General features: G+C 53.6%; 24 protein-coding genes. 5 read left to right on the forward strand and 19 right to left on the reverse strand.

Annotated features, from left to right (window positions below; translation table 11 throughout):
• Position 1: 1 nt before the first annotated feature.
• The 13 genes from nuoK to JOD55_RS08745 form a co-directional block, all read right to left on the reverse strand.
• Entirely contained in the window at positions 2-301 is a 300-nt protein-coding gene (gene nuoK, locus JOD55_RS08685; RefSeq protein ID WP_131281382.1) for an NADH-quinone oxidoreductase subunit NuoK, read from the reverse strand.
• Positions 301-1,281, reverse strand: coding sequence for an NADH-quinone oxidoreductase subunit J (locus JOD55_RS08690; RefSeq protein WP_239538998.1), 981 nt, complete (start codon positions 1,279-1,281; stop codon positions 301-303). The genes nuoK and JOD55_RS08690 overlap by 1 nt, the downstream gene beginning before the upstream one ends.
• Positions 1,278-1,970: an NADH-quinone oxidoreductase subunit NuoI gene (nuoI, locus tag JOD55_RS08695; RefSeq protein WP_338022254.1), complete on the reverse strand. Its 693-nt coding sequence runs from the start codon at positions 1,968-1,970 to the stop codon at positions 1,278-1,280. The genes JOD55_RS08690 and nuoI overlap by 4 nt, the downstream gene beginning before the upstream one ends.
• A 4-nt stretch (positions 1,971-1,974) precedes the next feature.
• Complete coding sequence (gene nuoH / locus JOD55_RS08700) at positions 1,975-3,300, reverse strand: NADH-quinone oxidoreductase subunit NuoH (protein ID WP_204399598.1); 1,326 nt, start codon at positions 3,298-3,300, stop codon at positions 1,975-1,977.
• Positions 3,301-3,308: 8 nt separating this feature from the next.
• Complete coding sequence (locus JOD55_RS08705) at positions 3,309-5,870, reverse strand: NADH-quinone oxidoreductase subunit G (protein ID WP_204399599.1); 2,562 nt, start codon at positions 5,868-5,870, stop codon at positions 3,309-3,311.
• The gene (gene nuoF, locus JOD55_RS08710) at positions 5,867-7,186 is read right to left on the reverse strand and encodes an NADH-quinone oxidoreductase subunit NuoF (protein ID WP_204399778.1); all 1,320 of its coding nucleotides are present in this window, start codon (positions 7,184-7,186) and stop codon (positions 5,867-5,869) included. Before nuoF ends, JOD55_RS08705 begins: the two co-directional genes overlap by 4 nt.
• A 20-nt stretch (positions 7,187-7,206) precedes the next feature.
• On the reverse strand, positions 7,207-7,887 hold the full coding sequence (nuoE, locus tag JOD55_RS08715; RefSeq protein WP_204399600.1) for an NADH-quinone oxidoreductase subunit NuoE: 681 nt from the start codon (positions 7,885-7,887) through the stop codon (positions 7,207-7,209).
• Positions 7,887-9,233 carry an NADH-quinone oxidoreductase subunit D gene (locus JOD55_RS08720; protein WP_204399601.1) on the reverse strand — a complete coding sequence of 449 codons (1,347 nt, stop codon included), beginning with the start codon at positions 9,231-9,233 and terminating at the stop codon, positions 7,887-7,889. The genes nuoE and JOD55_RS08720 overlap by 1 nt, the downstream gene beginning before the upstream one ends.
• Positions 9,233-9,949, reverse strand: coding sequence for an NADH-quinone oxidoreductase subunit C (locus JOD55_RS08725; RefSeq protein ID WP_204399602.1), 717 nt, complete (start codon positions 9,947-9,949; stop codon positions 9,233-9,235). The genes JOD55_RS08720 and JOD55_RS08725 overlap by 1 nt, the downstream gene beginning before the upstream one ends.
• The gene (locus tag JOD55_RS08730) at positions 9,946-10,503 is read right to left on the reverse strand and encodes an NADH-quinone oxidoreductase subunit B (RefSeq protein WP_204399603.1); all 558 of its coding nucleotides are present in this window, start codon (positions 10,501-10,503) and stop codon (positions 9,946-9,948) included. Before JOD55_RS08730 ends, JOD55_RS08725 begins: the two co-directional genes overlap by 4 nt.
• Before the next feature lie 2 nt (positions 10,504-10,505).
• Positions 10,506-10,868 (reverse strand): NADH-quinone oxidoreductase subunit A, encoded by a 363-nt coding sequence (locus JOD55_RS08735; RefSeq protein ID WP_131281366.1) that lies wholly within the window; start codon positions 10,866-10,868, stop codon positions 10,506-10,508.
• A 103-nt stretch (positions 10,869-10,971) separates the two neighbouring features.
• Entirely contained in the window at positions 10,972-12,258 is a 1,287-nt protein-coding gene (locus JOD55_RS08740; RefSeq protein ID WP_204399604.1) for an NAD(P)/FAD-dependent oxidoreductase, read from the reverse strand.
• Between the two features lie 158 nt (positions 12,259-12,416).
• Positions 12,417-13,121, reverse strand: a complete 705-nt coding sequence (locus tag JOD55_RS08745) for a demethylmenaquinone methyltransferase (protein WP_338022241.1) — start codon at positions 13,119-13,121, stop codon at positions 12,417-12,419.
• A 31-nt stretch (positions 13,122-13,152) separates the two neighbouring features.
• Between JOD55_RS08745 and JOD55_RS08750 the strand changes: the two genes are divergently transcribed.
• On the forward strand, positions 13,153-14,565 hold the full coding sequence (locus JOD55_RS08750; RefSeq protein ID WP_204399605.1) for a chorismate-binding protein: 1,413 nt from the start codon (positions 13,153-13,155) through the stop codon (positions 14,563-14,565).
• 102 nt (positions 14,566-14,667) lie between these two features.
• Here JOD55_RS08750 and JOD55_RS09370 read toward each other — a convergent pair whose 3' ends face one another.
• From JOD55_RS09370 to JOD55_RS08765, 3 genes are all read right to left on the reverse strand, one after another.
• Entirely contained in the window at positions 14,668-16,455 is a 1,788-nt protein-coding gene (locus JOD55_RS09370; protein WP_338022242.1) for a S1C family serine protease, read from the reverse strand.
• Between the two features lie 190 nt (positions 16,456-16,645).
• On the reverse strand, positions 16,646-18,313 hold the full coding sequence (menD, locus tag JOD55_RS08760) for a 2-succinyl-5-enolpyruvyl-6-hydroxy-3-cyclohexene-1-carboxylic-acid synthase (RefSeq protein WP_204399606.1): 1,668 nt from the start codon (positions 18,311-18,313) through the stop codon (positions 16,646-16,648).
• A 137-nt stretch (positions 18,314-18,450) separates the two neighbouring features.
• On the reverse strand, positions 18,451-19,665 hold the full coding sequence (locus JOD55_RS08765; protein WP_204399607.1) for an o-succinylbenzoate synthase: 1,215 nt from the start codon (positions 19,663-19,665) through the stop codon (positions 18,451-18,453).
• Between the two features lie 239 nt (positions 19,666-19,904).
• On the opposite strand from JOD55_RS08765, the gene JOD55_RS08770 reads away from it, so the two are divergent.
• The 4 genes from JOD55_RS08770 to JOD55_RS08785 all read left to right on the forward strand — a co-directional run bounded on the left by JOD55_RS08770 (position 19,905) and on the right by JOD55_RS08785 (position 24,081).
• Positions 19,905-20,888 (forward strand): 1,4-dihydroxy-2-naphthoyl-CoA synthase, encoded by a 984-nt coding sequence (locus JOD55_RS08770; RefSeq protein WP_204399608.1) that lies wholly within the window; start codon positions 19,905-19,907, stop codon positions 20,886-20,888.
• A complete protein-coding gene (locus tag JOD55_RS08775; RefSeq protein WP_204399609.1) occupies positions 20,885-22,327 on the forward strand; it encodes an AMP-binding protein in 1,443 nt (480 codons plus the stop codon). The genes JOD55_RS08770 and JOD55_RS08775 overlap by 4 nt, the downstream gene beginning before the upstream one ends.
• Positions 22,328-22,539: 212 nt before the next feature.
• Positions 22,540-23,418: a 1,4-dihydroxy-2-naphthoate polyprenyltransferase gene (locus JOD55_RS08780; protein WP_204399610.1), complete on the forward strand. Its 879-nt coding sequence runs from the start codon at positions 22,540-22,542 to the stop codon at positions 23,416-23,418.
• A 237-nt stretch (positions 23,419-23,655) separates the two neighbouring features.
• The gene (locus tag JOD55_RS08785) at positions 23,656-24,081 is read left to right on the forward strand and encodes a PLDc N-terminal domain-containing protein (protein WP_204399611.1); all 426 of its coding nucleotides are present in this window, start codon (positions 23,656-23,658) and stop codon (positions 24,079-24,081) included.
• On the opposite strand, the gene JOD55_RS08790 is transcribed toward JOD55_RS08785, so the two are convergent.
• From JOD55_RS08790 to JOD55_RS08800, 3 genes are all read right to left on the reverse strand, one after another.
• Positions 24,078-24,752 (reverse strand): histidine phosphatase family protein, encoded by a 675-nt coding sequence (locus JOD55_RS08790; protein ID WP_204399612.1) that lies wholly within the window; start codon positions 24,750-24,752, stop codon positions 24,078-24,080. The two genes, JOD55_RS08785 and JOD55_RS08790, sit on opposite strands and share 4 nt — an antisense overlap.
• Positions 24,753-24,887: 135 nt before the next feature.
• Positions 24,888-25,361, reverse strand: a complete 474-nt coding sequence (locus tag JOD55_RS08795; protein ID WP_204399613.1) for a MarR family winged helix-turn-helix transcriptional regulator — start codon at positions 25,359-25,361, stop codon at positions 24,888-24,890.
• Positions 25,362-25,381: 20 nt separating this feature from the next.
• Complete coding sequence (locus JOD55_RS08800) at positions 25,382-26,341, reverse strand: class C sortase (protein WP_338022243.1); 960 nt, start codon at positions 26,339-26,341, stop codon at positions 25,382-25,384.
• Between the last annotated feature and the right edge of the window lie 63 nt (positions 26,342-26,404).

A 26,404-nucleotide genomic window follows, 5' to 3' on the forward strand; every position in this document is an offset into this window, starting at 1 on the left:
ATCAGTTTTTCATGAGGTTTGCACCGTCAAGCGATGCAGACCTGCGGGTACGGAATACGGACACGATAATGGCAAGACCCACCACGACTTCCGCGGCCGCCACAACCATCACGAAGAATGCAAATACTTGACCCTCTAAGTTGCCCCACATGCGGGAGAACGTAATGAATGCCAAGTTGCAAGAGTTGAGCATAATTTCAACGCCTAAAAGCGCAATCACGCCATTACGACGAGTTAGAACCGTCGCTCCACCGATCACAAACAGAACCAGTGCCAAGACGATATAGAACATCAGGTTCATCAGTTCTCCTCCCCTGACGACGCGTTGTGCTGTTCCTCAGCCGGTTTCGTTTCGAGCGATTCAGCCGAAGAACCTGCTTCGATTCCTTCATAACGCTTCAATACGGCGTCGTGATCAGGAGCAGCTTCTCCTGGCATTCCAGGCGTATGCGCCCGGCCAACCGCGCCGTAGGTGCTCGGACCCGATGGCAAATTGCCTTGCGTGATACGAGCAACAGTTTGCGGCGAAATCTCTGCAACACGACGTTCCTGGCCGCGAATCTTGAGCACGCGGTTCACCGAATTCTCCAAAGGCTGGCCATAAGCAGTCAGCGATGGGTTCGTAGAGGAGTTCGACTCAGCATAAACACCTGGGTTCGGCAGCTGGCCTGGATGAACGCCCGCTTCAACGAAGTCGCGCATCTTCTGATGAGCAAGTGCTTCTTGAGTTTGGCGCTCAGTAACTCGATCACGATGGGTCAGCGTCATAGCGCCCAGAGCAGCGACAATAAGCAACGTGCCGGTGAGCTGAAGGGTGAGCACGTGGTTTGAGAAGATCAATCGTGCCACGCCAACTGGATTACCTTGCGCATTCGCAGCTTCGAGACCGAACGCGTCTGGCCACGTGGTCTTGAAAACGAGGGCGATCATAATGGCCAGCATGCCCAAGCTGCCTAAAAATGCAACTGGACGCTGTGCTTTGAGCGTCTCATGCCCCGAATCAGCCGAATCAACACCGATGAGCATGAGCACGAATAGGAACATCATCAAGATCGCTCCGGTGTACACAACCACCTGAGCAACACCCATAAACGGCGCTTCAAGCATCGTGTAAAGGAATGCGAATCCGACCATCACAAAGATCACGGAGATGACGGTGTAGACCGCCCTGCGTGTAATGAGCAATCCGAAGATTGCCACAATGACCATCGAAACCGCAAGCAGAGCGAAAAGAATCGTCTCTCCCATTGAAATTTCGAGCGTTTCAACTGACGGCATCATTGAATATCTGCCCCCTCAAGTTCAGTTCCAGTCACGACGACGCTCGCGAGCGATTCGTCGTCAGGACGCACGGAACGCACCCATTCCACTTGTGTTTCGGTTGGGCCAGTAATGCGCCCTTTGTAATAATCGGCATCAGAGGTGCCCTGAACCATCGGATGTGGAGTATTGAGCATGCCTTGCGCGAGCGGAACCAGCAGATCTTGCTTTTCGTAGATCATGTCTTCGCGGTGCTGACCAGCAATTTCAAACTCAGTCGACATCGTCAATGCGCGAGTCGGGCAGGCTTGAATGCAGTATCCGCAGAAAATACAACGCAAGTAGTTGATCTGGTAGACCCGACCATACCGCTCGCCAGGTGAATACTGCTCTTGTGGCGTATTGGCTGCCGCTTCAACATAAATTGCATCTGCCGGGCAAGCCCATGCACACAATTCACAGCCAATGCACTTTTCGAGACCGTCTGCATAGCGGTTCAGGCGATGCAGGCCGTGATAGCGCGGACGCACCGGCACTTTGATGTATGGGTACTGCTCAGTAACCGTTGGCCGGAAAATCGTCGTGAAAGTGACGCCAAATCCGGCAATCGGAGCGAGTAGTTTGCCCAATGGCCCCTTCTTATTGGGACTGTAGAGAGCTTTGTCCGGCTGAGCGAACTCCGGCTGTTTTGCTGGCGTATTACTATTCATCTGCTCAGACATTCTCAGTCTCCTCAGTTTGGGATGGTGAAGGAACGTAAGCTACTTTCCGCTGTGCTCGGGGCGACGGCGGCAAATGCTGCCCTGGCAGCGGTGGAACTGGATAACCATTTTCGAAGCCGTCGAAGTCCTCGCGTTCGCGCGCAGCAATCAGCTCAGCTTGAGTTGGCTTGACCGAATCGTCTCCCAATGCCCAGATCAGCATGATCAGCGCAAAACCAGTGGAGAGGATGATCAACACATTCGTTACGTTGATCGGATAGACCATATTGACGCCGATCACGATCATGACGATGCTCAACCAGATGAGCGCACTTGGAATGAGACCTTTCCAACCGAGCTTCATGAATTGGTCGTAGCGGAAACGCAGCGCAGTACCGCGCACCCAAACGAACACACCCATGAATATCCAGACTTTGAAGATGAACCAAAGCATCGGAATCCAGCCGACGTTTGGATCGCCGCCCCACAGGCTGTAAATCCAGGTCACGATTGGACCAGCGCGCCAACCACCAAAGAAGAGCGTGGTTGCAAGCATGGAAAGATTGAGCATATTGATGTATTCGGAGAGGTAGTACCAGCCGAATTTCATCGAAGAATACTCAACGTGTGGGCCGGCCACGATTTCGCCTTCTGCTTCCGGAAGATCGAAAGGAAGTCGGTTGGCCTCACCAAACATCGTCACAAAGTAGACCAAGAAAGCAGGCGCCAAGATGAAAATATTCCACAGCGACTGCTGGCTCGAAATGATTCCTGATGTGGCCATCGTTTGATTGACCACGAAAATGGTTACCAGAGAAAGACCTTGAGCCAATTCGTAGGAGATCATCTGAGTCGCGGAACGAACGGAGCCGTACAGCGGCAGCGTCGATTTCGCAGACCATCCACCGAGCACCAGACCGTATTCTCCAAGCGCGGCAACCGCGAGCACGAAGAGCATCGCTACTGGCGAATCAGCCAACTGCAACGGAGTTACGTGCCCAAACATCGAAACTGCCGGCCCCATTGGAATCACTGCCATGAGCGTAAATGCGCAGAGCGCAGAAACTGCAGGAGCAATGAAATACACAACTTTATCAGCGCCCTTGAGGAAGAAATCTTCCTTGAAAAGGAGCTTAATTGCGTCTGGGAACGACTGCAGTAATCCGAATGGTCCCACAGTGTTTGGACCAAGACGGTTCTGCATGCGAGCAATGAGCCTGCGCTCAAACCACAGAGCGAAAATAACCGAGAAGATCAAGAAAACCACGATGAAGACGGCCTTAATGACCCAAATCCACCAAGTATCTTGTGAAAAATCGGCTACGGCTGGGCTTGCCATGAGGATATTCACTCGGCCACCTCCGAATTAGCGATAGTTACTACGTCGCCGTATCCACTACCTAAGTGAGAAAGGGAAAGTCCCTTCGCATTTTGAGGAAGCCATACGGTATTTTCAGGCATTGGCGCAATGGCAACATCGAAGGTCAATGTGCCGCTAGCTCCAGTTACGTTTACTTTCTTAGCAATTCCAGCGCGCTGTGCTGTGGATTGCGACATTACAGCAACAGGCTTGCGAGCGGTATTGGCAAGGTGTGGTTCGAAGGACTGGAGGGCACCGCCGTCGAGCAGCTGCTTCCATGTGGAAAGGACGACGCCGGAGCCACCAGTAGCGGCCGGAACGTTCGGAACGTTGGCGCGCGTTCCATCCCACAGACGCAACTGAGCGTATTCATTGACGACCGCTTCAAGCGAGTCAAGACCGAGTTCAACACCCATTTCTGCAGCGAGATCGTTCAGTACGCGACGATCTGGCAACTGATTTGAGGTGAGCACCTGACCAAATGGTCGCATGCGCCCCTCCCAGTTCACGAAGCTGCCACCCTTTTCTACTGGTGGAGCTACCGGCAAGAGTACATCTGCAAACTCACCGATTTCGGTATCGCGCACCTCAAGCTGCACCACGAAAGCTTTATCGAGTGCAGAAGCTGCATGTGCAGGCAAATCATTGAGTTCTACACCAGCAATGAGCAGCGCATCAAGCTCTCCGTTGCGAGCTGCCTCAAGAATGGCATCCGTTCCGCGGCCAGGCGTTCCAGGAATACTCTCAACACCCCATGCTGCCGCGACGTCAATACGGGCAGCAGAATCGCTCACGAGGCGCCCACCTGGAAGAAGATTAGGCATGGCACCGGCGTCTACCGCACCGCGATCACCTGCGCGACGTGGAATCCACGCAAGCTTTGCACCCGTACGCTGCGCCAATCGCACAGCTGCACTCAATGCTCCTGGTACGAGAGCTGCACGCTCGCCAACAAGAATCACGGCACCTGGCTTCGACAAATCCTCGTGCAATGCGCCAAGTGAATCGCCAGCTCCTGCCACAATCGCATCGAGAGTCTGTGCTTCGCTTCCCGCAGCTGCCGGAATGAACCGAGCCAGCATCTTGGCAGTTCCACGGGTTTCGTAGGACGAAATAACGGACACAGACGTCGTCTTAGCCAAAGCGCCCTTGCGCAAGCGCAAGAAAAGCGTGCCACATTCATCTTCAGCTTCGAGGCCAACCGTGAGTACGTGAGCAGCCTTTTCGACTGCTTCATAGGTCACGCCAAGTCCGCGACCGGCGACGACGGCGGCAAGGAAGTCGTTTTCTTCCTCACTGACCACACGTGTGCGGAAATCAATGTCGTTCGTATTGAGCACTACTCGTGCAAATTTCGAATAGGCATAAGCGTCTTCGATGGGCAAGCGGCCGCCAATCAGCACGCCAACTTTCTTACCCTGAAGACCTTGAGCAGCTGTTTCGATGGCATCAAACCAGGAAACATTGCCAACCCCTGCCACGCGCGGGAACTTGAGCCGATCTGCACCATTTTGCCAACGGAAAGCAAAACGATCTTTATCAGTGATCCACTCTTCGTTAACGTCCATATCCTCGCCTGCCAGTCGGCGTACAACCGTGCCACGGCGGTAGTCCACGCGGATAGCAGATCCAGAAGCATCGTGCTCAGTTACCGACGGCACCGAAACGAGATCGAACGGACGTGCCCGGAAGCGGTAAGAAGCTGAGGTTAGCGCACCCACTGGGCAAATCTGAATCACATTTCCCGAGAAGTAGGAAGCAAAAGGACGTCCATTGACATCAGCTTCTGCCACACCGACTGGGCCAGCAGCAAAACCTGCCGCAATTCCTGCAGATCCTTGTGGTCCTGCGTACTCATTGGCAGTTCCGAAATCGTGGTGACCGTCGTCGCCAGCGAAATCGAGTACATTGCCATCAAAATTTCCAACCTGCGAGCCATGCATACCATGCATGCCATAACCAGGAGTTCCGCCACCGCGGCCTTGCAGCTGGATAAATGCATCTCCAGCGATCTGCGTTGAGAAGCGGGTGCAACGCTGGCACAGAATGCAGCGGTCGCGATCGAGAAGGATCTGCGAGGACACCGAAATCGGCTTCGGATACGTGCGCTTCACATCGATGAAACGCGACTTTGTGCGGCCATCGGTCATGGCTTGATTCTGTAGCGGACACTCACCGCCCTTATCACAAACAGGGCAGTCCATCGGGTGGTTGATGAGCAAGAATTCCATCACGCCACGCTGTGCCTTATCGGCAACCTCCGAGCTCTTGGCGCTGTAGACCTCCATATTTGGAGAAACAGTAACTGCGCAGGCAGGCTGAGGTTTTGGCATCTTGCGAACCACGCCTTCACGATCCGGCGTTGCCACCTCCACCAAGCATTGCCGGCAAGCTGCAGCAGGTGCAAGCAGCGGATGGTCACAGAAACGCGGAATATGCACGCCTACTTGCTCAGCGGCGCGTATGATCAAAGTTCCTTGTGGAACCGAAACATCCTTGCCGTCGATCTTCAGCGAAACCATATCTACCTGAGTTTCAGTCGTTGTCATTTAGCACCTACTTCACTGAACAGAGCAGACTTAGCAATTGGGTAAAGCTCTGAGCACGGCGTATGGTATCCCTGCTCGAATTCGTCCCGGAAAAGGTCAATTGCAGACTTGATCGGGGTTGCAGCTGCGTCACCGAGTGCACAGAACGAACGCCCCTGGATATTATTGGCAATTTCGTAGAGCAGATCGACGTCACCCTCTTTGCCCTGACCAGCTTCAAGTCGGTGCATAATCTGGCGCATCCAGAACGTACCCTCGCGGCACGGAGTGCACTTTCCACACGATTCGTGCTGGTAGAAGTCCGTCCAACGGGAGACGACGCGTACCACGGATACCGTTTCGTCGAAAATCTGAATCGCACGAGTTGCGAGCATCGAACCCGCTTCAACGACTTCCTCATATCCAAGCGGCACATCGAGGTGATCGGCGGTGAAGAGTGGAGCCGACGATCCTCCCACAGCGAAGAATTTCAGTTCGTGCCCCTCGCGAATCCCGCCTGCGAGCTCAAGCAACTCACGCATGGTAATTCCGAATGGCGCTTCAAACTGCCCTGGATTCTTCACATGCCCAGAGATGGAGAAAATGCCGTGACCTCGCGAATTCTTGGTGTCAGCACCCATCGCAGTAAACCACTCAACACCGTGGTTGATGATTCCTGGCACCGATGCAATCGATTCAACGTTGTTGACCACTGTTGGGCGAGCGTAAAGACCAGCCACTGCTGGGAATGGCGGCTTGAGTCGCGGCTGACCGCGGAAGCCCTCCAAGGAATCGAGCAAAGCTGTTTCTTCACCACAGATATAAGCTCCGGCTCCAGCGTGAACGGTGATATCGAGATCGTAATCGCCATTGGGACCAAGTCCCTTACCAAGAATTCCAGCTTCCCGCGCCTCGCGCACCGCAGCGAGCAGACGACGATACACGTGCACTACTTCACCACGAAGGTAGATGAATCCGTGATGACCACCAATAGCCATCATACAAATTGCCATACCCTCAATGAGCAGATGCGGGTTAGCCATCAGGAACGGGATGTCCTTACAGGTACCAGGCTCAGACTCATCGGCATTGACCACGAGGTAGCGTGGGCCACCGTCAGGTGCTGGAAGGAACGACCACTTCAAACCGGTTGGGAAGCCAGCACCACCGCGTCCACGCAAACCCGATTCCTTGATCAGATTGGTGATTGCTGATTCATCCTGGGCTTTCATCTGCCAAGCTTTATTAATGGCCTGGTAGCCACCATTTGCTCGGTACGTTTCTAAAGTCCATGAGCGCTGCTTATCCCATGCATCAGTGAGCACTGGCGTGAGCATGCTTGGTGCAGAGTATGCGGTCACTTGCTTTCCTCTCCACTAGGCTGCGGAACAGTCCAATTATTTTCACGAGCGATCTTCAATCCGCGCAACGAAGCCTTGCCAGCGGCAGGACCTTCATCGACTCGGCCGTCTTCAAAACCAGCGAGTACGCGCGAAATTTCCTTAAACGTGGCGACCTTATCGGCACCGCGCGTCGGGTGAATATCCTTGCCGGCGCGAATATCATCAACAATTTCTTTGGCTGACTGTGGCGTCTGGTTATCAAAAAACTCCCAGTTAACCATGACGACGGGCGCATAGTCGCATCCAGCATTACATTCGAGCTGCTCAAGAGTGATTTTTCCATCTTGCGTGGTTTCATCGTGTCCAACGCCAAGGTAATCACTGAGCTCTTCCCAGATGATGTCACCACCCATAACCGCACACAGGGCGTTCGTACAAACACCAACGTTGTACTCACCGTTTGGATGACGACGGTACTGGGAGTAGAACGTTGCAACAGCCGAAACCTGGGCACGGGAAAGTCCGAGAATATCTGCGACTAATACGATTCCGCGCGGCGAGCAAAAGCCGTCCTCTGACTGGATAAGGTGGAGCAACGGCATAATAGCCGAACGAGACTGCGGATAACGCGCAACGATTTTCGCGGCGTCGTCGCGCAAACGAGCCTCAACTTCGGGGGTATATTTCTCGGTCATTAGCGGTCCACTCCTCCCATAACAGGATCGATCATTGCGAGGGCGACGATCGTATCAGCAAGCATGCCACCTTCGGCCATCACGCCAAGCGATTGCAAGTTATTGAATCCGGCATCGCGGAAATGCGCACGGTATGGGCGAGTTCCGCCGTCGGAAACCAAATGCACACCCATAACGCCCTTTGGATGCTCGATGAGCTGGAATACTTGCCCTGCTGGCACGCGGAAGCCTTCAGTTACCAGCTTGAAGTGGTGAATGAGGGATTCCATTGATTCGGTCATGATCTCCTGCACGTGCTGCGGAGTTTGGCCCTGACCATCAGATTGAATCGAGAGTCGAGCCGGCCATGCGATCTTCTTATCCTCAATCATCACAGGCTGACCAGCAGTTTTTTCGAGCTGATCCAGAACCTGGTAGATGATCCGCAGCGACTGGTAGCACTCTTCAAAACGAACCTGAACACGGTTGTATGCGTCGGCCTTATCAGCAACTGGCACATCGAACTCGTACTTTTCGTATCCGCAGTATGGCTGCGTTTTACGCAAATCCCAAGGCACGCCAGCAGCGCGAACGGATGGACCAGTCATTGATAGCGCCATCAGCGAGGACAGCGGCGAAACTGCCACGTCCACGTGACGCATCTTGAAAATCGGATTTGCCATCGTGAGATCTTGCATTTCAGAGATCGTCAGGCGAATCTTTGGAAGCAATTCGCGGATGTAATCAATGCCGCCCTCTGGGAGATCCTCAAGCACACCACCTGGGCGAATGAACTCGTGATTCATACGCAAACCGGTGATGTCTTCCATAATGCGCAAGATGTCCTCACGCCCGCGGAAGCCCAGCGTAAGCATGGTGGTTGCACCGAGTTCGTTACCACCTGAGCCTATAGCAACGAGGTGGGAGTTAATGCGACCCAATTCCATGAGCAGCACGCGAATTGCGCTAGCACGCTCCGGAATCTGATCAGTTACACCCAAGAGCTTCTCCACTGCCAAGCAGTAGGCGACTTCTTGGAAAATTGGAGCCACATAATCCATACGAGTACAAAATGCCACGCCCTGAGTCCAGGTGCGGTATTCCATATTCTTCTCGATACCGGTGTGCAAGAATCCAGTAGCAGCACGGATTTCCTTAACGTTCTCGCCGTCCATTTCAAATTGGCAGCGCAACACGCCATGAGTAGCTGGATGAACCGGACCGAGGTTGATTACGATGTGCTCTTCGCCCAGCTCTTCAGCTTGCCGAGCAATTGAAGCCCAGTCTCCACCGACGGCGTCAAATGAGGTGTACTTGGCCGCTTCTTCTTCGTTAAGCGGCTTGGTTGCACGAGGTGATTGAGTCATCAGTTGTACTCCCTCCGAGTGTCCGGTGGTGGAATGACGGCGCCCTTGTATTCAACAGGAATTCCGCCCAATGGATAGTCCTTGCGTTGTGGGTGGCCTACCCAATCATCTGGCATTGCCGAACGCGCCAGACCGGGATGCCCGTCGAAGATGATTCCCATAAGGTCGAATGCCTCTCGCTCCGGCCAATCGTCACCTGGGTAAACCGGAACGATTGATGGCATGTGCGGATCTGCCTCAGGAGCCGTCACTTCCAAAGCGATCATGCGATTGTGCGTGATCGAGAAGAATGGGAAATAACCGTGCAGTTCACGCCCTTTGTCCTGGGGGTAGTGCACAGCAGATACGCCGAGCGTCATTTCAAAGCGCAAATCTTGATCGTCACGCAGGTAGCGTGCTACGTCGAGGAGACGCTCACGCTTGATGAAGATAACGAGCTGCCCGTGTTCAACAACGACCTTTTCGATCACATCGGTTTCGTCGTAGCCATCAGCTTTCGCAAGCTCAATGATGATGTCGACGACGGCGTCAAACCAACCGCCGTAAGGTCGCGTTGCTGGCTGTGAAATTGCGATAACTTCGCGCTGACCGGAGAATCCAGTGGTGTCGCCTGAACCCTTGACGCCCCACATTCCACTTCGTTCAGTGAGGAACTCAGCCCCGACTGATTGAGCATCAGCCGAAGGTACTACAGCGCTGTCCATATTTTCGGTCATGCCAAGAGTCCCTTCTTCAATTCGACTGGCTCTGCTTTCAAAGCAGCTTCCTCAGCAGCCCTGCACATGTCGATACGGTCTTGGCCAATCGGAGCCTTTTCCATCAGCTGATTACGCAGTTCAAACACAGCATTAATGAGCATGTCTGGGCGCGGCGGGCAACCAGGCAGATAAATATCTACTGGAACGATGTGATCGATTCCCTGCACGAGAGCGTAGTTGTTGAACATACCGCCAGACGATGCACATGCACCCATAGAAATGACCCACTTAGGTTCCATGAGCTCGTCGTAAATATTGCGCACGACTGGTGCCATCTTGTGGCTCACACGCCCTGAGACGATCATGACGTCCGCGTGGCGCGGAGAAGCACGGAAAACTTCCATACCGATTCGCGATGCGTCATAGCGAACGGCACCGAATGCCATCATCTCAATTGCGCAGCAAGCAAGACCCATTGTAACCGGCCACGGTGAGCGAGCACGCGCCCAACCGAGCACGGCTTCCATAGTGGTCAGGCCGATCCCTTGTGGAATCTTTTCTTCCAAACCCATACTTATTCACTCCATTCCAAACCGCCACGGCGCCATTCATAGATGAAAGGAACCGTGATCAGGAATACAAATGATGCCATAGCAATGAGACCAAAGAGCCCAAGTTCCTCGTGGCTGACCGCCCATGGATAGAGGAATACCACCTCAATATCGAAGATGATAAAGGTCATCGCCGTGAGGAAGTATTTGATGGGGAAACGTCCTGCCGATCCTGCATTTGGCGTAGCTTCAACGCCACATTCGTAGTTGAGGACCTTGACGCGGTTATACTTCTTTGGACCTAAAATTGCGCTAGCTGCGAGACCGCCAAAAGCGATCACTGCCGACGCAATAATCATCACTAAAAGTGGAACATAGGGGTTCATTTAGCCTCCACTTGCCTATTGTTCAAACAACGCACATCCGTGCGCATTAGACCACCTCTAAGCGTATCGCTTTGGGTGGAAAAATTCTGAATAACTACACAAATCACGCCTTCGGCACCACCTTGGTTAAAGCGGTGATGAGCTTATCCATCCAATCACCGTCTCGACGATCGTAGGTGTCAGACAGCAGCTTCATAACCAGTTTCATGAGCGTTGGCCGAGGTAGACCGTATTTTACGCAGATGTGCATAACCTCTGGACGTTCAATAAGCGCCGCGAAAACGCGACCCAAGGTGTAATATCCGCCAAGTTCGTCACGAATTTCTTTCGGATATTCCAACATCACGCGATCCTGCTGACGCAAGCTGCCCCGGCCCAGCGCTTGAGCAATATGCTCAGCCAAGATACGACCCGATGCGAGTGCGTAGGCGATACCTTCACCATTGAAAGGAGAAACCATTCCCCCGGCGTCGCCAATTAAAGCGAGGCCATTGGCGTAGTGAGGCTTACGATTGAACGCCATCGGCAATGCAGCCGAACGCAGTGGTCCGCGCTGATTTTCTTCGGTGAAACCCCACTCTTGCGGAACGTTCTTCATCCACATTTGGAAAACTTTTTTATAGTCAACGCCCGTCGGTTTTGCAGTGGAAGAAAGCGATCCTAATCCCACGTTGACGAGCCCGTCACCGACAGCGAATACCCAACCATAACCAGGTAGAAGATCAGATTCGCCCGCCTTTCCTGACCACAGTTCGAGGTGGGATTCCATCATGGTGGTACTTGCAAGCGGGGATTCAAAATAAGTGCGAACAGCAACTCCCATTGGGCGGTTCATAATTTTTTCTCTGCCGACGGCGGTTGCAATACGTGCAGAAACACCACCGGCGTCGATCACAAAGCGAGCTCCGATGCTAAACTCCTCGGCTCGCCCACCTTCGGTAGTGTGCCGCGCTTTCACCCCGATTACGCGGCCGGAACGCTCATCGATGACGGGCGCTGTAACAGTGACGCCCTGGCGCAATTCAACGCCTGAGTTCTTCGTTGCAAAAGTGATGAGTTTGTGATCGAAATCTTTCCGAGCACGAGCAGTACCGTAGTTCGGTTGCGAGGCTAGATCTGGCCAAGGCACTTCGATTGTGTGGCCACCGCCGTAAGCTCGAACACCGTAATTTCGCACCCAGCCTTCATTTTCAGGAATGGCAAATCCCATGCGAATAAGTTCTGAAACGGCTCGTGGCGTCAATCCATCTCCGCAAATTTTATCGCGCGGAAAAGTTGATTTTTCTAGTACGAGCACGTGAAGTCCATACTGTCCAAGATAGTGTGCTGCTGCCGAGCCGGCCGGGCCTGCACCCACAATCACAACGTCCGCTTCCTCAGCGAAACTCATCGTTCACCGCTTCCAAATTGATAGCAAAATTCTGCACGCCATTTTGAACATACTTCCTGAGGAAGTCTACGTTGTTTTCAAAAGGGAATACACCTAGAAATCGCAGAATTACGAAAGAAAAATGTAACGTAATTAGGCACTTGGTCCTTAGTTAAGAATTACACCGCTTTGCGTGCCCGATGGAGCGCCACAATTCCATTGGTGAGATTCTTAAACTCGACTTTCTCCCAACCAGCATCCGATATGTCTTTTGCCAGCTCATCCTGGGATGGCCAGCTTAAAATCGACTCAGCGAGGTAATCGTAGGCGGCTGCGTCAGAGGAAAAGACCTCCGAAATTACCGGCATCGCTGTGCCCAAAAAGAACTTGTAGAGTGAGTTAAATATCGGATTGCACGGACGTGAAAATTCACATACCAGCAAAGTTCCACCCGGTTTCGTCACCCGGAGCATTTCCTCCAAAGCCACCTGCGGCTTGGACACATTGCGTAGTCCATAAGAGATCGTGGTGGCATCGAAAGAGTTGTCGTCAAAAGGCAAGTCCATCGCATCGCCTTCGACGAACGTCAAATGTGGATAGCGGCGTCGCCCCTCTTCGATCATTCCGCGCGAAAAATCACATGCGACCACGTCTGCACCACGATCGGCGTAGTGTGCAGACGACGTTCCCGTGCCCGCAGCGAGATCCAAAATCTTCATTCCTGAGTAAATATCCAGCGCTTCCGTAGTGGTCTTGCGCCAGACATGAATCAAACCACCGGTGAGAACAGTGTTAGTGATGTCATATTTCCGCGCAACTTCATCGAACATTTCTGAAATATCGCGTGGATTTTTTGCTAGTGTCGCTCGCTTCATATTAAGCATTTAATCACCATTCGACGTAACATCGTTATTTGTGTTGACGATCCCACATCTACGTTCGCAAACGACTGCATTACCCGATCTGCCCAATCTCAGATCGCTACTAACTTCGCCACGCAAGCAGCTGGCCTGGATACGGGGCGACGACGGCGTCGTCGCCGCGGGAAGTGCTGCCCAAGAAACGCACGTTCCCCAACAAGATGATGGCGCATCGAGCCGCTTCAACCACCTCACCACCTGGTGGAACGCGACTGAACTGCAGGCGGAAATCCGCGACGAAGTACGCGCTCCCGGCACTGGACTCTTTGCATTTGGCTCATTCAGCTTTTCAACGCACTCTCCGGCAGCCTCAACTTTGATCATTCCGCAGGTACTCGTGGGACGCCGCGGCGGAAAAGCATGGCTGACCATCATTGGACCCGACGACCGCGATGTGTTTGAAACCCTTACCCCCGAAGCTCGAGCCCTACTTGACGCAGTTCTCAAAGGTAGCGCGAGCACATTCGCTCCATTTGCAGTCGAAGCCGTAACCGAAATTCCCGATCCGCTCGAATGGCAAGCACAAGTCGAGCTGGTGACTAATAAAATTCGCGCTGGCGAAGCCGAAAAAGTGGTGCTTTCTCGCACCCTCAATATCCGTACCGACTCAGATATTGACGAGCGGCTACTCGTCGATCGGCTCTGCGCAGCCTACCCCTCCACCTGGGTGTTTGCAGTTGACGGGCTGATTGGAGCTAGCCCCGAAATGCTTGCTGCTTCTGCTGCGATTATTGAGGACTCTGAGATCACCTCACCCCAAGATCCACGCGTCTTTGCGCGCGTTCTAGCAGGAACGCTGCCGAATCGCACCGAAAACATTGCTGGTATCGGCACCTCGGTATCTCAGCATGCAAATTCCACGAGCGAACACGATGAGCAGTCAAAAATACTTGTGGCTTCGGAAAAAGACCAGATCGAGCACCAAGTAGCGGTCGAATCTGTGGTCAATACACTTAGCGAGGTAGGTACCGTCACTACTAGCGGAACATTCGTCTTGGCTTTGCCTAATGTGCTACACCTAGCCACAGATGTGGTGGCTGACCTGCATAATTCTCGTTCAATCATCGACGTTGCTGGATTGCTTCATCCCACAGCAGCGCTCGGAGGCTGCCCAAATAACACCGCTCTGAAGCTCATCGAAGATATTGAAGCTACCGATCGCGACCGCTACGGTGCGCCGGTGGGCTGGGTATCGTCGGGCAATTTCGGACAATGGTGTGTGGCTTTGCGCTGCACCAAAATTGATGCGGATCGCCAAGCCCGGGCATGGGCAGGTGGTGGAATTATGGCAGATTCGATTCCATCGTCAGAACTAGCTGAAACCGAAGCCAAGTTCGAGCCTATTATGGGCGCATTTGATATACCGTCACTGCACGAAAGCCCCACCTTGCGCGAAAGCGTGTTGTGATCACCCCTGTGATCACAACACGCTCCCATGCCTAGTCCCGCGCATTTCTACGCGGCCTAATTCCTGTGCGGCTTATTTCTGTATAACCGACTTCTGTATGGCTTACTTCTGTGCGTCCTGGCGAGTTGCTAAGGTGACGTCCACTTCTTGCAAATCGCCGTTACGTTCGAAAGTCAAGGTCACTTTCTCCCCCGAGCGATGCTGGCGGGTATAGCCAGTCAAGGATGCAGCTGACGTTACCGGATGCCCGTTCATAGCAGTAATAACATCGCCGACCTGCAATTTAGCTGCAGCTGCCGGTGTGCCGTTTTCCACTGACTTCACTTCGGCACCCAGTTTAGAAGTGCCCTTGTATTGGGCAACACCATCGGCAATCGACACGCCTAAGAACGCATGCTCAGCAACTCCCTTTTCAACCAGCTGTTTCGCAATATCTTCGGCCAGGTTAATCGGTATCGCAAACCCAAGACCAATCGAGCCAGCCTGCCCGCTTCCTCCTGAAAGCGTTGCAATTGACGACGCAATGCCAATCACACGACCCTGGGCGTCAAAAATCGGACCACCCGAGTTGCCTGGATTCACCGCCGCATCAATCTGGATTGCATTAGTCACTACTCGCGTGCGTTCACCTGTCTGTTCATTAGCGCCGGAGGTTTGAACCGGGCGATTTAATGCCGACACGATACCCGTCGTCATCGTGGAAGAAAGACCGAGCGGATTTCCAATTGCCGCAACCGGATCGCCCACTTTCACGCGCGTAGAATCGCCCAAAGCTGCCACCGTCAAGTCTTGAGGAATTGAGGCAAGCGTGATCACCGCCAGATCCGTAGCAGGATCCGTACCAGCCACTTTAGCTTCGATAACTCGGCCATCGGTGAGCGTTACCGTTATTTTTTCGGCACCAGCAATCACGTGATTATTGGTGAGAATATGACCCGACTTGTCAAAAATCACTCCAGAACCAGCGGCTTCGCCGCGTCGAGAGTCTGCATTAATCGCTACCACCGATGGGCCTACAGCCTCGGAGACCGCTCCCCAATCAGGCGTATCACCTTTTGCATCAACGACAGGTTTAACGTTGGGCTTACCCTCCGCCACACTCACCGGTCGCGATCCATCGTATCGCCAGGTCATAGCGCCGACGCCGATCCCACCGCCTGCGAGAGCAGCCACAACACCTACTGCAACAAGTGCGGCCCAACCGGGATGCGATTTTTTCTTCTTCTTTTCGTTGGGCTTAGTTGTATCTGTTGCTGGAGCCTGCATCCATGCTGTTCCAAGTGGAGGAGCCGCAGTAGCTGCCTCATTTGAAGACTGAGGCGCGGCAGCAGTTGCCCCATTTGAGGGTTGCCATGCAGGTGTTGGATTCGTAGGTATCGGTGCAGGTGCGCCAGATATAGCAGACGTTCCAGCCATAGCAGATGTCGGCGCAGATGACTCGGATACAACTGGTATAGACTCAGTCGACGCTGGCACGGCTGGCACCGGCTCGGTTGGCATCGTTGGTATCGCTCCAGGAGCTGGAGCAGATTCCGCTACCGAATTATCCTGCACCGATGCGCTAGATGCCGACGTAGCTTGCGGCGCTTGTGCGGAAGTCATCTCAGTATCGCGAGCGCTGGAAGTATCGCCAGCAGTTTCAGAATTGTGCGCACCCTCGGTATCACCGTGCGAACCGTAGTTGGCAATAACGGGACGTTGTGCGACCTCGCGACGCGGCGTCGTCGGCATTGAGGAAGATACTGGAGCGGACTCGTGCGTTTGCGCTGTATCTTGCTTCACAAACGATTCTGGTTGCGCGCTCACAGCCGATTCTTCCGGCACGTTTTCCGGCTGGCTCTGTGGATTCACCTCGATAGGCTCGTCGCTATGAGTTTTCTCCTCGTTCACCGTAAATCCTTTCCGTTTGTTCCCTCAATGCCTCTGAGCACAAAGTTTCACTAATAGTTGCTATGCGCTTGGCAAAGAGTTGTTGTGAGCTGCGTCGTGCACAGCTCTGTTCGAACTCATGCTCTAAGCAAAACACGTTGAGCTTTGGACTACTTGGATAGTACCTGTACGTTAGCTGGGAACGTTACGCTCAGAGCAAATCCAAAATCTGTTGGCGCCAAAGCAGCCGCTGCTCGCGCATATCGGACATCTCATCGCGACCCAGCTCGATCAAGAAAATCTCCAGCCCGCCTGCGAAAGCATCCATTTCGACGGTCAACGACGCCGGATCGCCGCTTGCACGCCGGAAGCTCACGCCCTGTCCCAATGCGCGCGCAAAAGCGGCAAAATCCAGCTCTTTTGCCGTGCGAAATACGCGGTCAAAAATTTCTACGTTGCCCTGACCGTATTCGAGGGTGGCGAAAAGTGACCCACCGGCGTCGTCTACCACCACAACCTGAAGATCAGCGCACTGACGCTGCCCACACGTGCGCACTAAAGCACCCAAATCGTGAATGAAAGTCAGATCGCCGACGACCACGCGCACTGGCTCACGGCGCGCCAAAGCAATCCCCAACGCAGTAGAAACAGTGCCGTCGATCCCAGCGAGTCCGCGATTAGCAGCGAAAACCTTGCCAGGGCAATCCGCATAAAGATTCACCTCGCGTACGATCGACGAAGCTCCCAACACCGTTGGGAAAGCAGAACTCGAGATCGCGCGCGCAACGGCAGGAAAATCCAGCTCAAGAGGAGCGGAATATAAGAAACGCCGCGCCGCCACACTAGCGCGCTGCCACTGCTGGTACCAGTGCACATCGACGTCTAACCAGGCAGGCAGATCGGCAAAATCAATCACTTGGGCACTATTGCCAGACACGTCGGTGTAGGTGGGAGGTTCATCAACCACAATAACTTCCACCGTCTCTCGTGAGAGCAGCTGCGATACCTCACGAGTTAAAGTTGGGTGGCCAATGACCACCGCTCTTTCGATCTGGTCGCCCAATTTCGAGGCTAAAAGTAAGGGGTGGGCAGTAACGGCCTGTGCGATTGCCCGCAGCTGGCTCGACGGCTCGGCCAGCACCGGAATTTGACCCAACAGATCGGCAAAATCTTGCGCAGCAGATTCAGAGTCGAGAATGCGCGACGGACCAGCGATAATAACCGTGCGTTTTTCCTGGGTGTAGTTGGTTCCGCAACTGTGGCTCAATTGGCGGGAATCTCCAGATTCGGGTGCTACTCCACAATCGGATTCGAGGTTTTCCCACCGAGAATCTTCCATCAACGGTTCTCGAAAAGCCATATTGATGTGAACTGGGCCAGTACCACGCCCGCCCGCGTAACCGATACCCAGCGCCACTCGAATCGCGCGTTGTAGTTGATTGCGCAGCGCTTTCCGATTGGGATTATCAGTAGGAATATCGACGCTATAAAGCACAGAGCCACCGAGCACCGCGATGTGATCCGTAGTTTGTGATGCTCTCACTCCGCGCATATCGTGTGGCCGATCCGCCGTGAGAAAAAGAATAGGCACGCCACTGTGGAGAGCTTCTTCAGCAGCAGGGTGCAAATTCGCAACAGCAGAACCAGAAGTAGTGACCACCGCCGTCGGCATATTTTGCGTACCCAAACCTAACGCAACAAAACCTGCCACACGCTCGTCAGTCTCAACGTGCAAGTGGATAGCTCCGGCTGACTCGGCTTCAGCCAGTGCAATGGCCAACGGTGCCGAGCGCGATCCAGGGCACAACACGAAGGTGCGAATACCGGCGCGTACTAGCGTCGCAATAGTTTCTCGCGCGGCAATAGTTGAAGAGAGCATATGCAAGATTTTCCGATCAGTGCCAGTAAATACTAACTAGTGGCTCGAATTCGACAACGCGCGGATGCCAGATCCTTTACGCGCAGCTACCAAATTCATGCCTAGCGTGCAGCAAAATTTATCAAACTTTACTTATTCTAAGCCCATATGATCGAGCCTTGATTGACCAAACCTTGCAAGCGCAGAATTTCCCACATTCGATTGACTCGCGCTATCCAGTCCTGGCGCAAATCGTGAGGAACGCGCGCGGAATTCTCTTCGATCAGATCAGGCTCGACGTCACGCAAGCTCATCATCCCGTTGTGCGCAACTAACGGCTCGGATGTGACGTCCTCATGCAACAAGGAACTCGTGGCCAGTCCGCAGGCAAACGGCAGCTGTGGCAAAGCAGCAGCGAGGGCAAGACCAGCACAAAGTCCCACCGAGGACTCTAATGCAGAAGAAACCACCACCGGCATGTCCAGTTCGGCAGCCAGCTCGAGAGTAGGACGCACTCCCCCAAGTGGTTGATTCTTTAGCACGACGACGTCTGCCGCACCCATTTTCTTCACAAGAAATGGATCGCTGGCTCGGCGAATTGATTCATCTGCAGCAATCGGAACGTCGACCTTTTTACGCACATAGGCCAGATCTTCCACTGTTTGAACTGGCTGCTCGACATATTCAAGCCCACCTGCGGCCATATCGTAGCGAGGGATGAGCTCAATGGCTTCCTCGCGGCTCCATCGAGCATTCACATCAATTCTGATTTTCGCCTCGGATCCTATGGCTTGCCTGACGGCTGCTAAGCGGTCAAGGTCATTCTCGATGTACGAAGCCGAGGTATATGGCTTTTTATCAGCAACTTTGACTTTGGCCGTGCGTGCGCCGGAAGTTTGCGCGATCGAATAAGCCTGTTCTGGATCGACTGCCGGAATTGTGGCATTTACCAGGATTTCTTTGCGGATTCCGGCAGGAAAGCCGTGCACCGCATGGTCAATGGCGCCAAGCAGCCATCGCGCCGAGTAACTATCGTCATAATCCCAAAAGGGCGAGACCTCTGCCCAGCCGCTCTCTCCACGAAGTAGCACGCCAGAGCGTTGCGTGATGCCACGAAATTTGGTGATGGGCACGTTGTACACATATGCGTGCAGTTCAATATCGCCTTTGGCTAACGCCAACCCCGATAGAGATGAAAAATACCGGTTCAAGGCCGGTGTGCCGTTTGCGGCATGCCACGTCTTATTCACATATTCAGAATAGTGCCCTGCTCGGCCGCCCGCCACCACACCCAACGCCCACCAACCGCATACCCTCGTCAACCACCACGCGCCATCTGCGACACCAGACCAGCCAGCGCCCACCTCCACCATCCGCCACCACGTCTACGCTCTCGACCTGCACCACACATCACATGCCGGCGCCGGCCAGCGCTCCGAGCAGCCCACACTCATCAACCACCACACATACGACCCCGCATCCACGCCCCACCCAACGTTCTGGTGTGGATTTTGCAAGATCTCGATATATATCGAGATCTTGCAAAATCCACACCAAAATTCACTCGAAACCAAATCGAACTTCCTACCAACCCAATGGCACAATAGAGACTATGAACTCTCTGCCTGCTAAAGTCTCCGAAATCTTTGACCCGCGCCGCTGGCGTTCAATCGACGGATTCCCGGATTCTGACATCACCTATCACCGCGGCGTTGAACGTACATTCGCTGCTGACGGCTCCATCACCAGCGAAATTGACCTGCCGGTGGTGCGTATCGCCTTCAACCGACCGCATGTGCGCAATGCTTTCCGCCCAGAAACTGTTGACCAGCTCTATCGCGCTCTCGACCACGCCCGACTCACCGGCAGCGTCGGAAGTGTGATTCTCACTGGTAACGGACCATCAGAGCGCGACGGCGGGTGGGGATTTTGTTCCGGAGGCGATCAGCGAATCCGTGGTCGCGATGGCTATATGTACGACGGCGGGGGCGACGATCCCTCACTCAACCGTCAAACGCGCGAGTCGGTTGACCCTGCTCAGGCCGGCCGACTCCACATCTTGGAAGTTCAGCGGTTGATGCGCACGTCGGGAATGGTGATCATTGGCGCAATATCCGGTTGGGCTGCTGGTGGCGGACACTCTCTCAACGTGGTTTGTGACCTCTCGCTAGCTTCCATCGAACACGCCCGATTCAAGCAGACCGACGCCAACGTCGGATCCTTCGATGCGGGTTACGGTTCGGCTCTTCTCGCTCGCCAGATTGGCGATAAGCGCGCCCGCGAAATTTTCTTCCTCGCGCGCGAATACTCGGCTCTTGATGCCGAGCGTTGGGGCGTGGTCAATGAGGCAGTTCCCCACGCTGAGCTCGAAGAACGTGCATTAGAGTATGCGCGGATTGTGTCCACGAAGTCCCCACAGGCAATCCGCATGCTCAAGTTTGCTTTTAATTTGGCCGACGACGGTCTGGCCGGTCAGCAAGTATTCGCCGGTGAGGCGACCCGCTTGGCGTATATGACGGAGGAAGCCCAAGAGGGCCGCGATGCTTTCCTCGAGAAACGCCTTCCCGACTGGTCAGGTTACCCCTACTACGCATGAGTACGGCTTTTGAAAATACACGCTCTGCAACGCCTGCGCCAGAGCGTGATCGCACCGGTGAGCAAGCCGAAAATAGCGCACGCGCCACTCGGCCAGCGGTCCAGATTTTGGAGGGTGGAAACGGAGCTGCAGCTCTTGAACGCGTAACGCGTGCAGTGGCTGCCGCGCTTGAGCAACGCGAGCGTTCTCATAATCCACAACCACTATTTGTGGTGCCTGAGCACACCGATATCCAAGCTGCGTATGCCGAGCTCTCGCACCTGAATATCGCGCCCAACACTGGAATTCTAATGCGCACGTCTGGATCGACCACTGGCCAGGGGAAAATTGTGGCACTTCCTTGGGAGAGCCTTCTTTGCTCTGGCCAGGCAACTCACGATTTTCTAGGCGGTGCGGGAACCTGGATCAACACTCTTCCGCTCCACCATATCGCTGGTTTCCAAACGGTTGTTCGCTCGCTCGCGGCCGGTTTTACCCCTGTGTACGCTCCGATCCGCTCTCGGTCAGACGACGCAATTCCCCCAATTTGGACGCAGCTACACGACCTTAAGCGCTCTGGCCAGCGTTTCTATCTTTCACTTGTGCCAACGCAATTGCTTCGTGTGCTCGATGATGCGCAAATGCTTGCCGCGCTTTTGCGCGTCGTTGATGCAATAGTTGTGGGAGGAGCTGCTAGTTCGCATAGCCTTTTGAAGCGCGCCCACAGCGCCGGTCTCAACGTCGTGACCAGCTACGGTATGACTGAAACCTGCGGAGGTTGCGTTTATAACGGCGTCGCCATTGGAGATACCTCCGTATCGATTGACGACGACGGACGCATCAGTCTCACCGGCTCGGTAGTTGGTTTGGGGTATTTGTCCGAACATGGGGCGCTTGCTGAGAGTAATTCAGTTCGCACCCACGAAACCGCCGATTTTGGCTGCTGGAAAGAGGGAAAACTCCAAGTACTTGGACGTATTGACGATGCCATCACCACCGGTGGTCTTACCGTGATTCCACAGGTTATCGAAGACGCCATTTATGATACTGCTGGTGTTGAAGCCGTGGTATTCGGCATTCCTGACGTAACGTGGGGCGAATGCTCGGTCGCTGTGCTGAAAACGCACTTTCCACACGATGATCTTCGCCGCGCGTTGAGCGAACGACTCGAGCGTGGCTGGGTTCCCAAGCACATGGTTGACTTAGCAGATGTGCTTTCAGCAGCACACAGTGATTCATCTCAAAGCTCACAGCACCCATCCCCCAACCCGCTCAGCCCATCCCCAAGCCCGCTTCACAATTCCCCTGCTCTACGCAACACCTCTCCGTCACGGCAGCCTCAATCACTCGCATCGGCATCTACCTGGCCACTCACAGGATCAGGCAAGATTGATCGGCGTCTGATACGTCATGCCGCCATCCGGTACCTCTCTGATCAGGGATCACAACAAAAACGCTGAAATCAGCACCCACACCAGAAACACAGAGCTAACTACCAGCTTTTGCCACAGAGTACGCAATAAATTCCATCAGGCATCGCAGATGCTCTGCAGGGCGCCAAGCACTCTGCAAACGTGCACTATCGGCTCATTTTCTATAGTCTGCTCTCTAGCGCCATTTCTGACTTGGCAGTACAATTGGGTGGGCGTTTTATCTGAGGAGAACTATTACATTGACAACTTCCGTCTCTGACTGGCTCGAGGGAGCGCGTATTCGCACTCTTCCGGCAGCTGTGGCACCAGTTATTGCTGGTGCAGCCATTGCTTTTACTGAAGATTCTTTCTCGTGGTTACGTACGCTCCTCGCTGCTGCTGTGGCATTATTCTTGCAGGTGGGAGTTAATTTTTCTAACGATTATTCCGACGGCGTGCGCGGCACCGACGAGTTTCGTTCCGGTCCGCCACGACTCACCGGCGGCGGAAAAGTCAAACCGAAAATTGTGCTTATCGTGGCGTTTGCATTCTTTGGTGCCGCTGGCCTGATGGGATTAGCTTTGGTGGCTCTCTCGGGGCAATGGTGGCTTTTGACTGTTGGCGCATTAGCTATCCTCGCTGCCTGGTTTTACACTGGTGGATCACACCCATACGGTTACATTGGTTTGGGTGAGATTTTCGTGCTCGTTTTCTTCGGATATGTTGCAACGGTAGGCACCGTATATACCCAATCCAACACGGCACCTCTTGTAGCATGGATAGTCGCAACTGGCATTGGCGTCATTGCCTGCGCTTTGCTTATGGTCAACAATATTCGCGATATTCCAACCGATATCAAAGCAAATAAACGCACGCTGGCAGTACGGCTCGGAGATACACGAGCCAGAAAAACATTTGTGGGGATGGTGGCTTTTGCACCCTTGCTCACCGCACTCACCAGCTTCTTTACATTCCCGATCTTGGCCGTCACTGGCCTGTTACTGTTTGTAGTGCCTAACTTGAGCCGTCCAGTACGAACTGGGAAAACTGGTCGCGATTTGATTATCGTGCTGCGCAATACTGGCTTTTTCGAACTCGCTTATGCGCTTTTAGTGGGTGCTTTGCTGCTTGCCGCATAGTTGCGCCTGCTAAATGGCGAAATATAGCAAAAGCCTCTCCAAGTAGCTTCCGAGCAGCCTCCACGCACCCTCTAAGCAACCTCCATATCCCCTTCCAAGTACCGGCACAAGACCTTGACGGAGCGCGAGGTATTGAAACGCTTGAAGAAGCGTGCAATATCGAAGATCATTTGCATATTTTACAAGCTCAAAGCGAAGAAAATATACCCTCCCACTCGGATAGATTAGACTGTAGACGTGGCTCGAATCTTTATTGTTCTTTTTCTTGTAGCGCTCACGATTTATTCATTCGTCGATTGCGCGCGAACTGACAGCGACCGTATGCCCGCACGCATCTCTAAGGCTGTGTGGCTCATACTCATTGCAATCGTCCCTATTTTGGGTCCAGTACTGTGGATATTTTTCAAATACCAGTATATTTTCAAACAGGACGGGTCACATCCACGGCAGAATTTCAACGATTTTCCAGGTAAAGCGCGCAACTCGAGGCCAGGTCAGCACACTGGTCCAGTAGCTCCCGACGACGATCCAGACTTTCTCGCCCGCTTGGAAGCGCAAAACCGTCGTCGTGCTTTCGAACAAAAGCGCGCCGAAAAGGGAAAGAACCCCGAGCGCCCAAAAAAGAAAGACGACGACGAGTCGCGCGGACTTTACGGCAATTAGCTCTGCGGTTTCTTCGCTTCCGCCTCAGAAGTTCCCGGAACCATATCTTGTGCGCGGCGCATCAACTCAGCTACCGGTTCCCAATATTTCCACGAGATGAGCTGCTTATCTGCAAAGGTCAATGAGGTAACTGAGGCTAGAGAACACTCACGTTTACGCGGATCATGAGCCAGTGACTTTTGCTCAACAAAACGGCGCATAGTCCAAATCGGGAGCTGGTGCGAAACCAGCACTGCTTCCCCGCCACGTGCCAAATCGATACTTTCCGAGATCACCGCAGACATACGTGCCACGATTTCGGTATACGGCTCTCCCCATGAGGGTTCAAAGGGGTTTTTGTACCACGACCAGTACTGCGGGTGTGCGAGCATCCAACGATTGTCGTTAACAGCCAGACCCTCGAAGTAATTATCAGCTTCGATGAGGCGCGCATCGTGCACCACGGGCAAACCGCACGCCACCGCCGTCGGCGTTCCCGTTTCAATGGCGCGCTCGAGAGGTGACGTCACGACAAGACGCACATCGTGTCCGTTGGAAAACGTCTCGCCAAGTCCTTGCGCCATGCGTCTGCCCAGTTCGGTGAGGTGAAACCCAGGTTTTCTTCCATAGAGAATTCCTTGCGGGTTATCAACTTCCCCATGCCGCACTAGATGAACAGTTGTAAGATCCATACATCCAGCTTGCCATACTTATCGCCAGCTGCGCAGATTATGAGCCAAGTGCTGGGAATCCTCCCTCAGCCACTCGAAGCAGACGCAGGAAAATCACCCGAGCCTGTACTGCAAGAATACCCGAGCGTCGAGAGGCTACTTAGCGCCAGAATCTGTAAATATTTTGGCGCTAACCCGGCCGAGTTCGAGCATCTCTTCCCGGCTGAGCAAATCTACTAAATGCCTACGTACCGATTCGACGTGCGACGGCGCAGCGTCCTTTAATTTGCTGAAACCAGCTTCGGTGAGCCTACAGTTAATGCCCCGGCCGTCGTCGACGCAGCGGAAACGTTCCACATATCCGATGTCTTCCAGACGGCGTACCGTGTGCGTTAGTCGCGAGCGCGAATGTACAAGATGATCGGCAAGCTGCGACATACGCAGGGCGTGATTCTCAGCTTCACTCAAGTGAACGAGCACTTCGTATTCACTGAGTGCTAACCCGTTGTCTTCTTCCATATCGCGATTAATCAGATCAAGCAAGGTCGCAGTGCCACGCAGATAGGATCGCCAAGCGATCTGCTCTTCGTCGTCTAGCCAGCGAACGTTCGTAGATTCAGGTGCACTCATGGTTAATCAACTCCACTATTTCATTGAAGATTCGGTTGCCCAGCCGCATCTTCTGCTGTTTTGTGGTTGATGCTAACGGCATGCTTTCCTTCATCGGAACGATCAGCGACGGGTTCGTTTTCGTCGTCTTTTCGCTTTTTCCGACGCAATGCGCGGATCAACAAAAACAATAGTACAAGACAGACAACTGTGATATCTAGGATCATCCACCAACTCAAACTCGGAACCCACACATTCTCATTAACGGAGGCAGAGTCTGGCACTCGAATTGCTTCAACTAACAGCCGATCTGTGTTGATACCGTAGGGAGTACAGGTGATTAAAACCACTTTGTCCACACCCTGTTCGTACGTCACTGCTTGATAATCAGATGGGCCGACCACCTTACGCGAACGCACTTTATAATGGAGCGTTTGATCGAGCACTTCGATGAAAACATCTGCTCCCGTATCGATAAACACTAAGTTATCGAACATCGAAGCATTCACCATGCCAGTGTGTGCAGAAATAACTGAGGTAGTGCCAGGGCCACCAACTGGAAGATCAGAGCCGTACATATGACCCGCTCCCCGGTAGAGCACGTCAGAGGCGGTGGTGTGGAATACCGGCAGATCGATATGGCTGCCTGGAATACGAATTCGAGCCATCACATCGGCTGTTTCCGGCACTTTCAGCGTATTCATATACTCGGCAAAACCAGAATCGCTCGCCACTGGTGGGTGCGCGTGATGCCCCTGTGCGGCAAGCTTCGCGTTATACGCATGTGCTTCATCAATGTACTTTTGCACTTGCGATTTCGGCTTAATACTGTGGGCCGCGTTCGAGTAGGTGCGCGCTTGCTCGACCAGCTGGTAGTCGTTGTAAAGAGTGGCGAATACTGGATACAACAGAATAAGCAAGCCAATCAATATCCATATTAGGCCGCTTTTTCGCCTAGACTTACGCTGCTTGCTAGGCCTGTTGTTCTCCAAATTTCTCACTCACACATCACGGATCGGGTTACGAGGACTACGCAGCTCACGCGACTCACGCAGCTCACGCGA

The sequence above is a fragment of the Arcanobacterium pluranimalium genome, assembly GCF_016907845.1.
GTDB lineage: Bacteria > Actinomycetota > Actinomycetes > Actinomycetales > Actinomycetaceae > Arcanobacterium_A > Arcanobacterium_A pluranimalium.

Excerpts from the sequence above, each read along its gene's own strand:
- nuoK (WP_131281382.1), bottom strand. The coding sequence starts at position 301 with ATGAACCTGATGTTCTATATCGTCTTGGCACTGGTTCTGTTTGTGATC.
- JOD55_RS08690 (WP_239538998.1), bottom strand. The coding sequence starts at position 1,281 with ATGATGCCGTCAGTTGAAACGCTCGAAATTTCAATGGGAGAGACGATT.
- nuoI (WP_338022254.1), bottom strand. The coding sequence starts at position 1,970 with ATGAATAGTAATACGCCAGCAAAACAGCCGGAGTTCGCTCAGCCGGAC.
- nuoH (WP_204399598.1), bottom strand. The coding sequence starts at position 3,300 with ATGGCAAGCCCAGCCGTAGCCGATTTTTCACAAGATACTTGGTGGATT.
- JOD55_RS08705 (WP_204399599.1), bottom strand. The coding sequence starts at position 5,870 with ATGACAACGACTGAAACTCAGGTAGATATGGTTTCGCTGAAGATCGAC.
- nuoF (WP_204399778.1), bottom strand. The coding sequence starts at position 7,186 with ATGCTCACGCCAGTGCTCACTGATGCATGGGATAAGCAGCGCTCATGG.
- nuoE (WP_204399600.1), bottom strand. The coding sequence starts at position 7,887 with ATGACCGAGAAATATACCCCCGAAGTTGAGGCTCGTTTGCGCGACGAC.
- JOD55_RS08720 (WP_204399601.1), bottom strand. The coding sequence starts at position 9,233 with ATGACTCAATCACCTCGTGCAACCAAGCCGCTTAACGAAGAAGAAGCG.
- JOD55_RS08725 (WP_204399602.1), bottom strand. The coding sequence starts at position 9,949 with ATGACCGAAAATATGGACAGCGCTGTAGTACCTTCGGCTGATGCTCAA.
- JOD55_RS08730 (WP_204399603.1), bottom strand. The coding sequence starts at position 10,503 with ATGGGTTTGGAAGAAAAGATTCCACAAGGGATCGGCCTGACCACTATG.
- JOD55_RS08735 (WP_131281366.1), bottom strand. The coding sequence starts at position 10,868 with ATGAACCCCTATGTTCCACTTTTAGTGATGATTATTGCGTCGGCAGTG.
- JOD55_RS08740 (WP_204399604.1), bottom strand. The coding sequence starts at position 12,258 with ATGAGTTTCGCTGAGGAAGCGGACGTTGTGATTGTGGGTGCAGGCCCG.
- JOD55_RS08745 (WP_338022241.1), bottom strand. The coding sequence starts at position 13,121 with ATGCTTAATATGAAGCGAGCGACACTAGCAAAAAATCCACGCGATATT.
- menD (WP_204399606.1), bottom strand. The coding sequence starts at position 18,313 with ATGCTCTCTTCAACTATTGCCGCGCGAGAAACTATTGCGACGCTAGTA.
- JOD55_RS08765 (WP_204399607.1), bottom strand. The coding sequence starts at position 19,665 with ATGGTGGAGGTGGGCGCTGGCTGGTCTGGTGTCGCAGATGGCGCGTGG.
- JOD55_RS08770 (WP_204399608.1), top strand. The coding sequence starts at position 19,905 with ATGAACTCTCTGCCTGCTAAAGTCTCCGAAATCTTTGACCCGCGCCGC.
- JOD55_RS08775 (WP_204399609.1), top strand. The coding sequence starts at position 20,885 with ATGAGTACGGCTTTTGAAAATACACGCTCTGCAACGCCTGCGCCAGAG.
- JOD55_RS08790 (WP_204399612.1), bottom strand. The coding sequence starts at position 24,752 with ATGGATCTTACAACTGTTCATCTAGTGCGGCATGGGGAAGTTGATAAC.
- JOD55_RS08795 (WP_204399613.1), bottom strand. The coding sequence starts at position 25,361 with ATGAGTGCACCTGAATCTACGAACGTTCGCTGGCTAGACGACGAAGAG.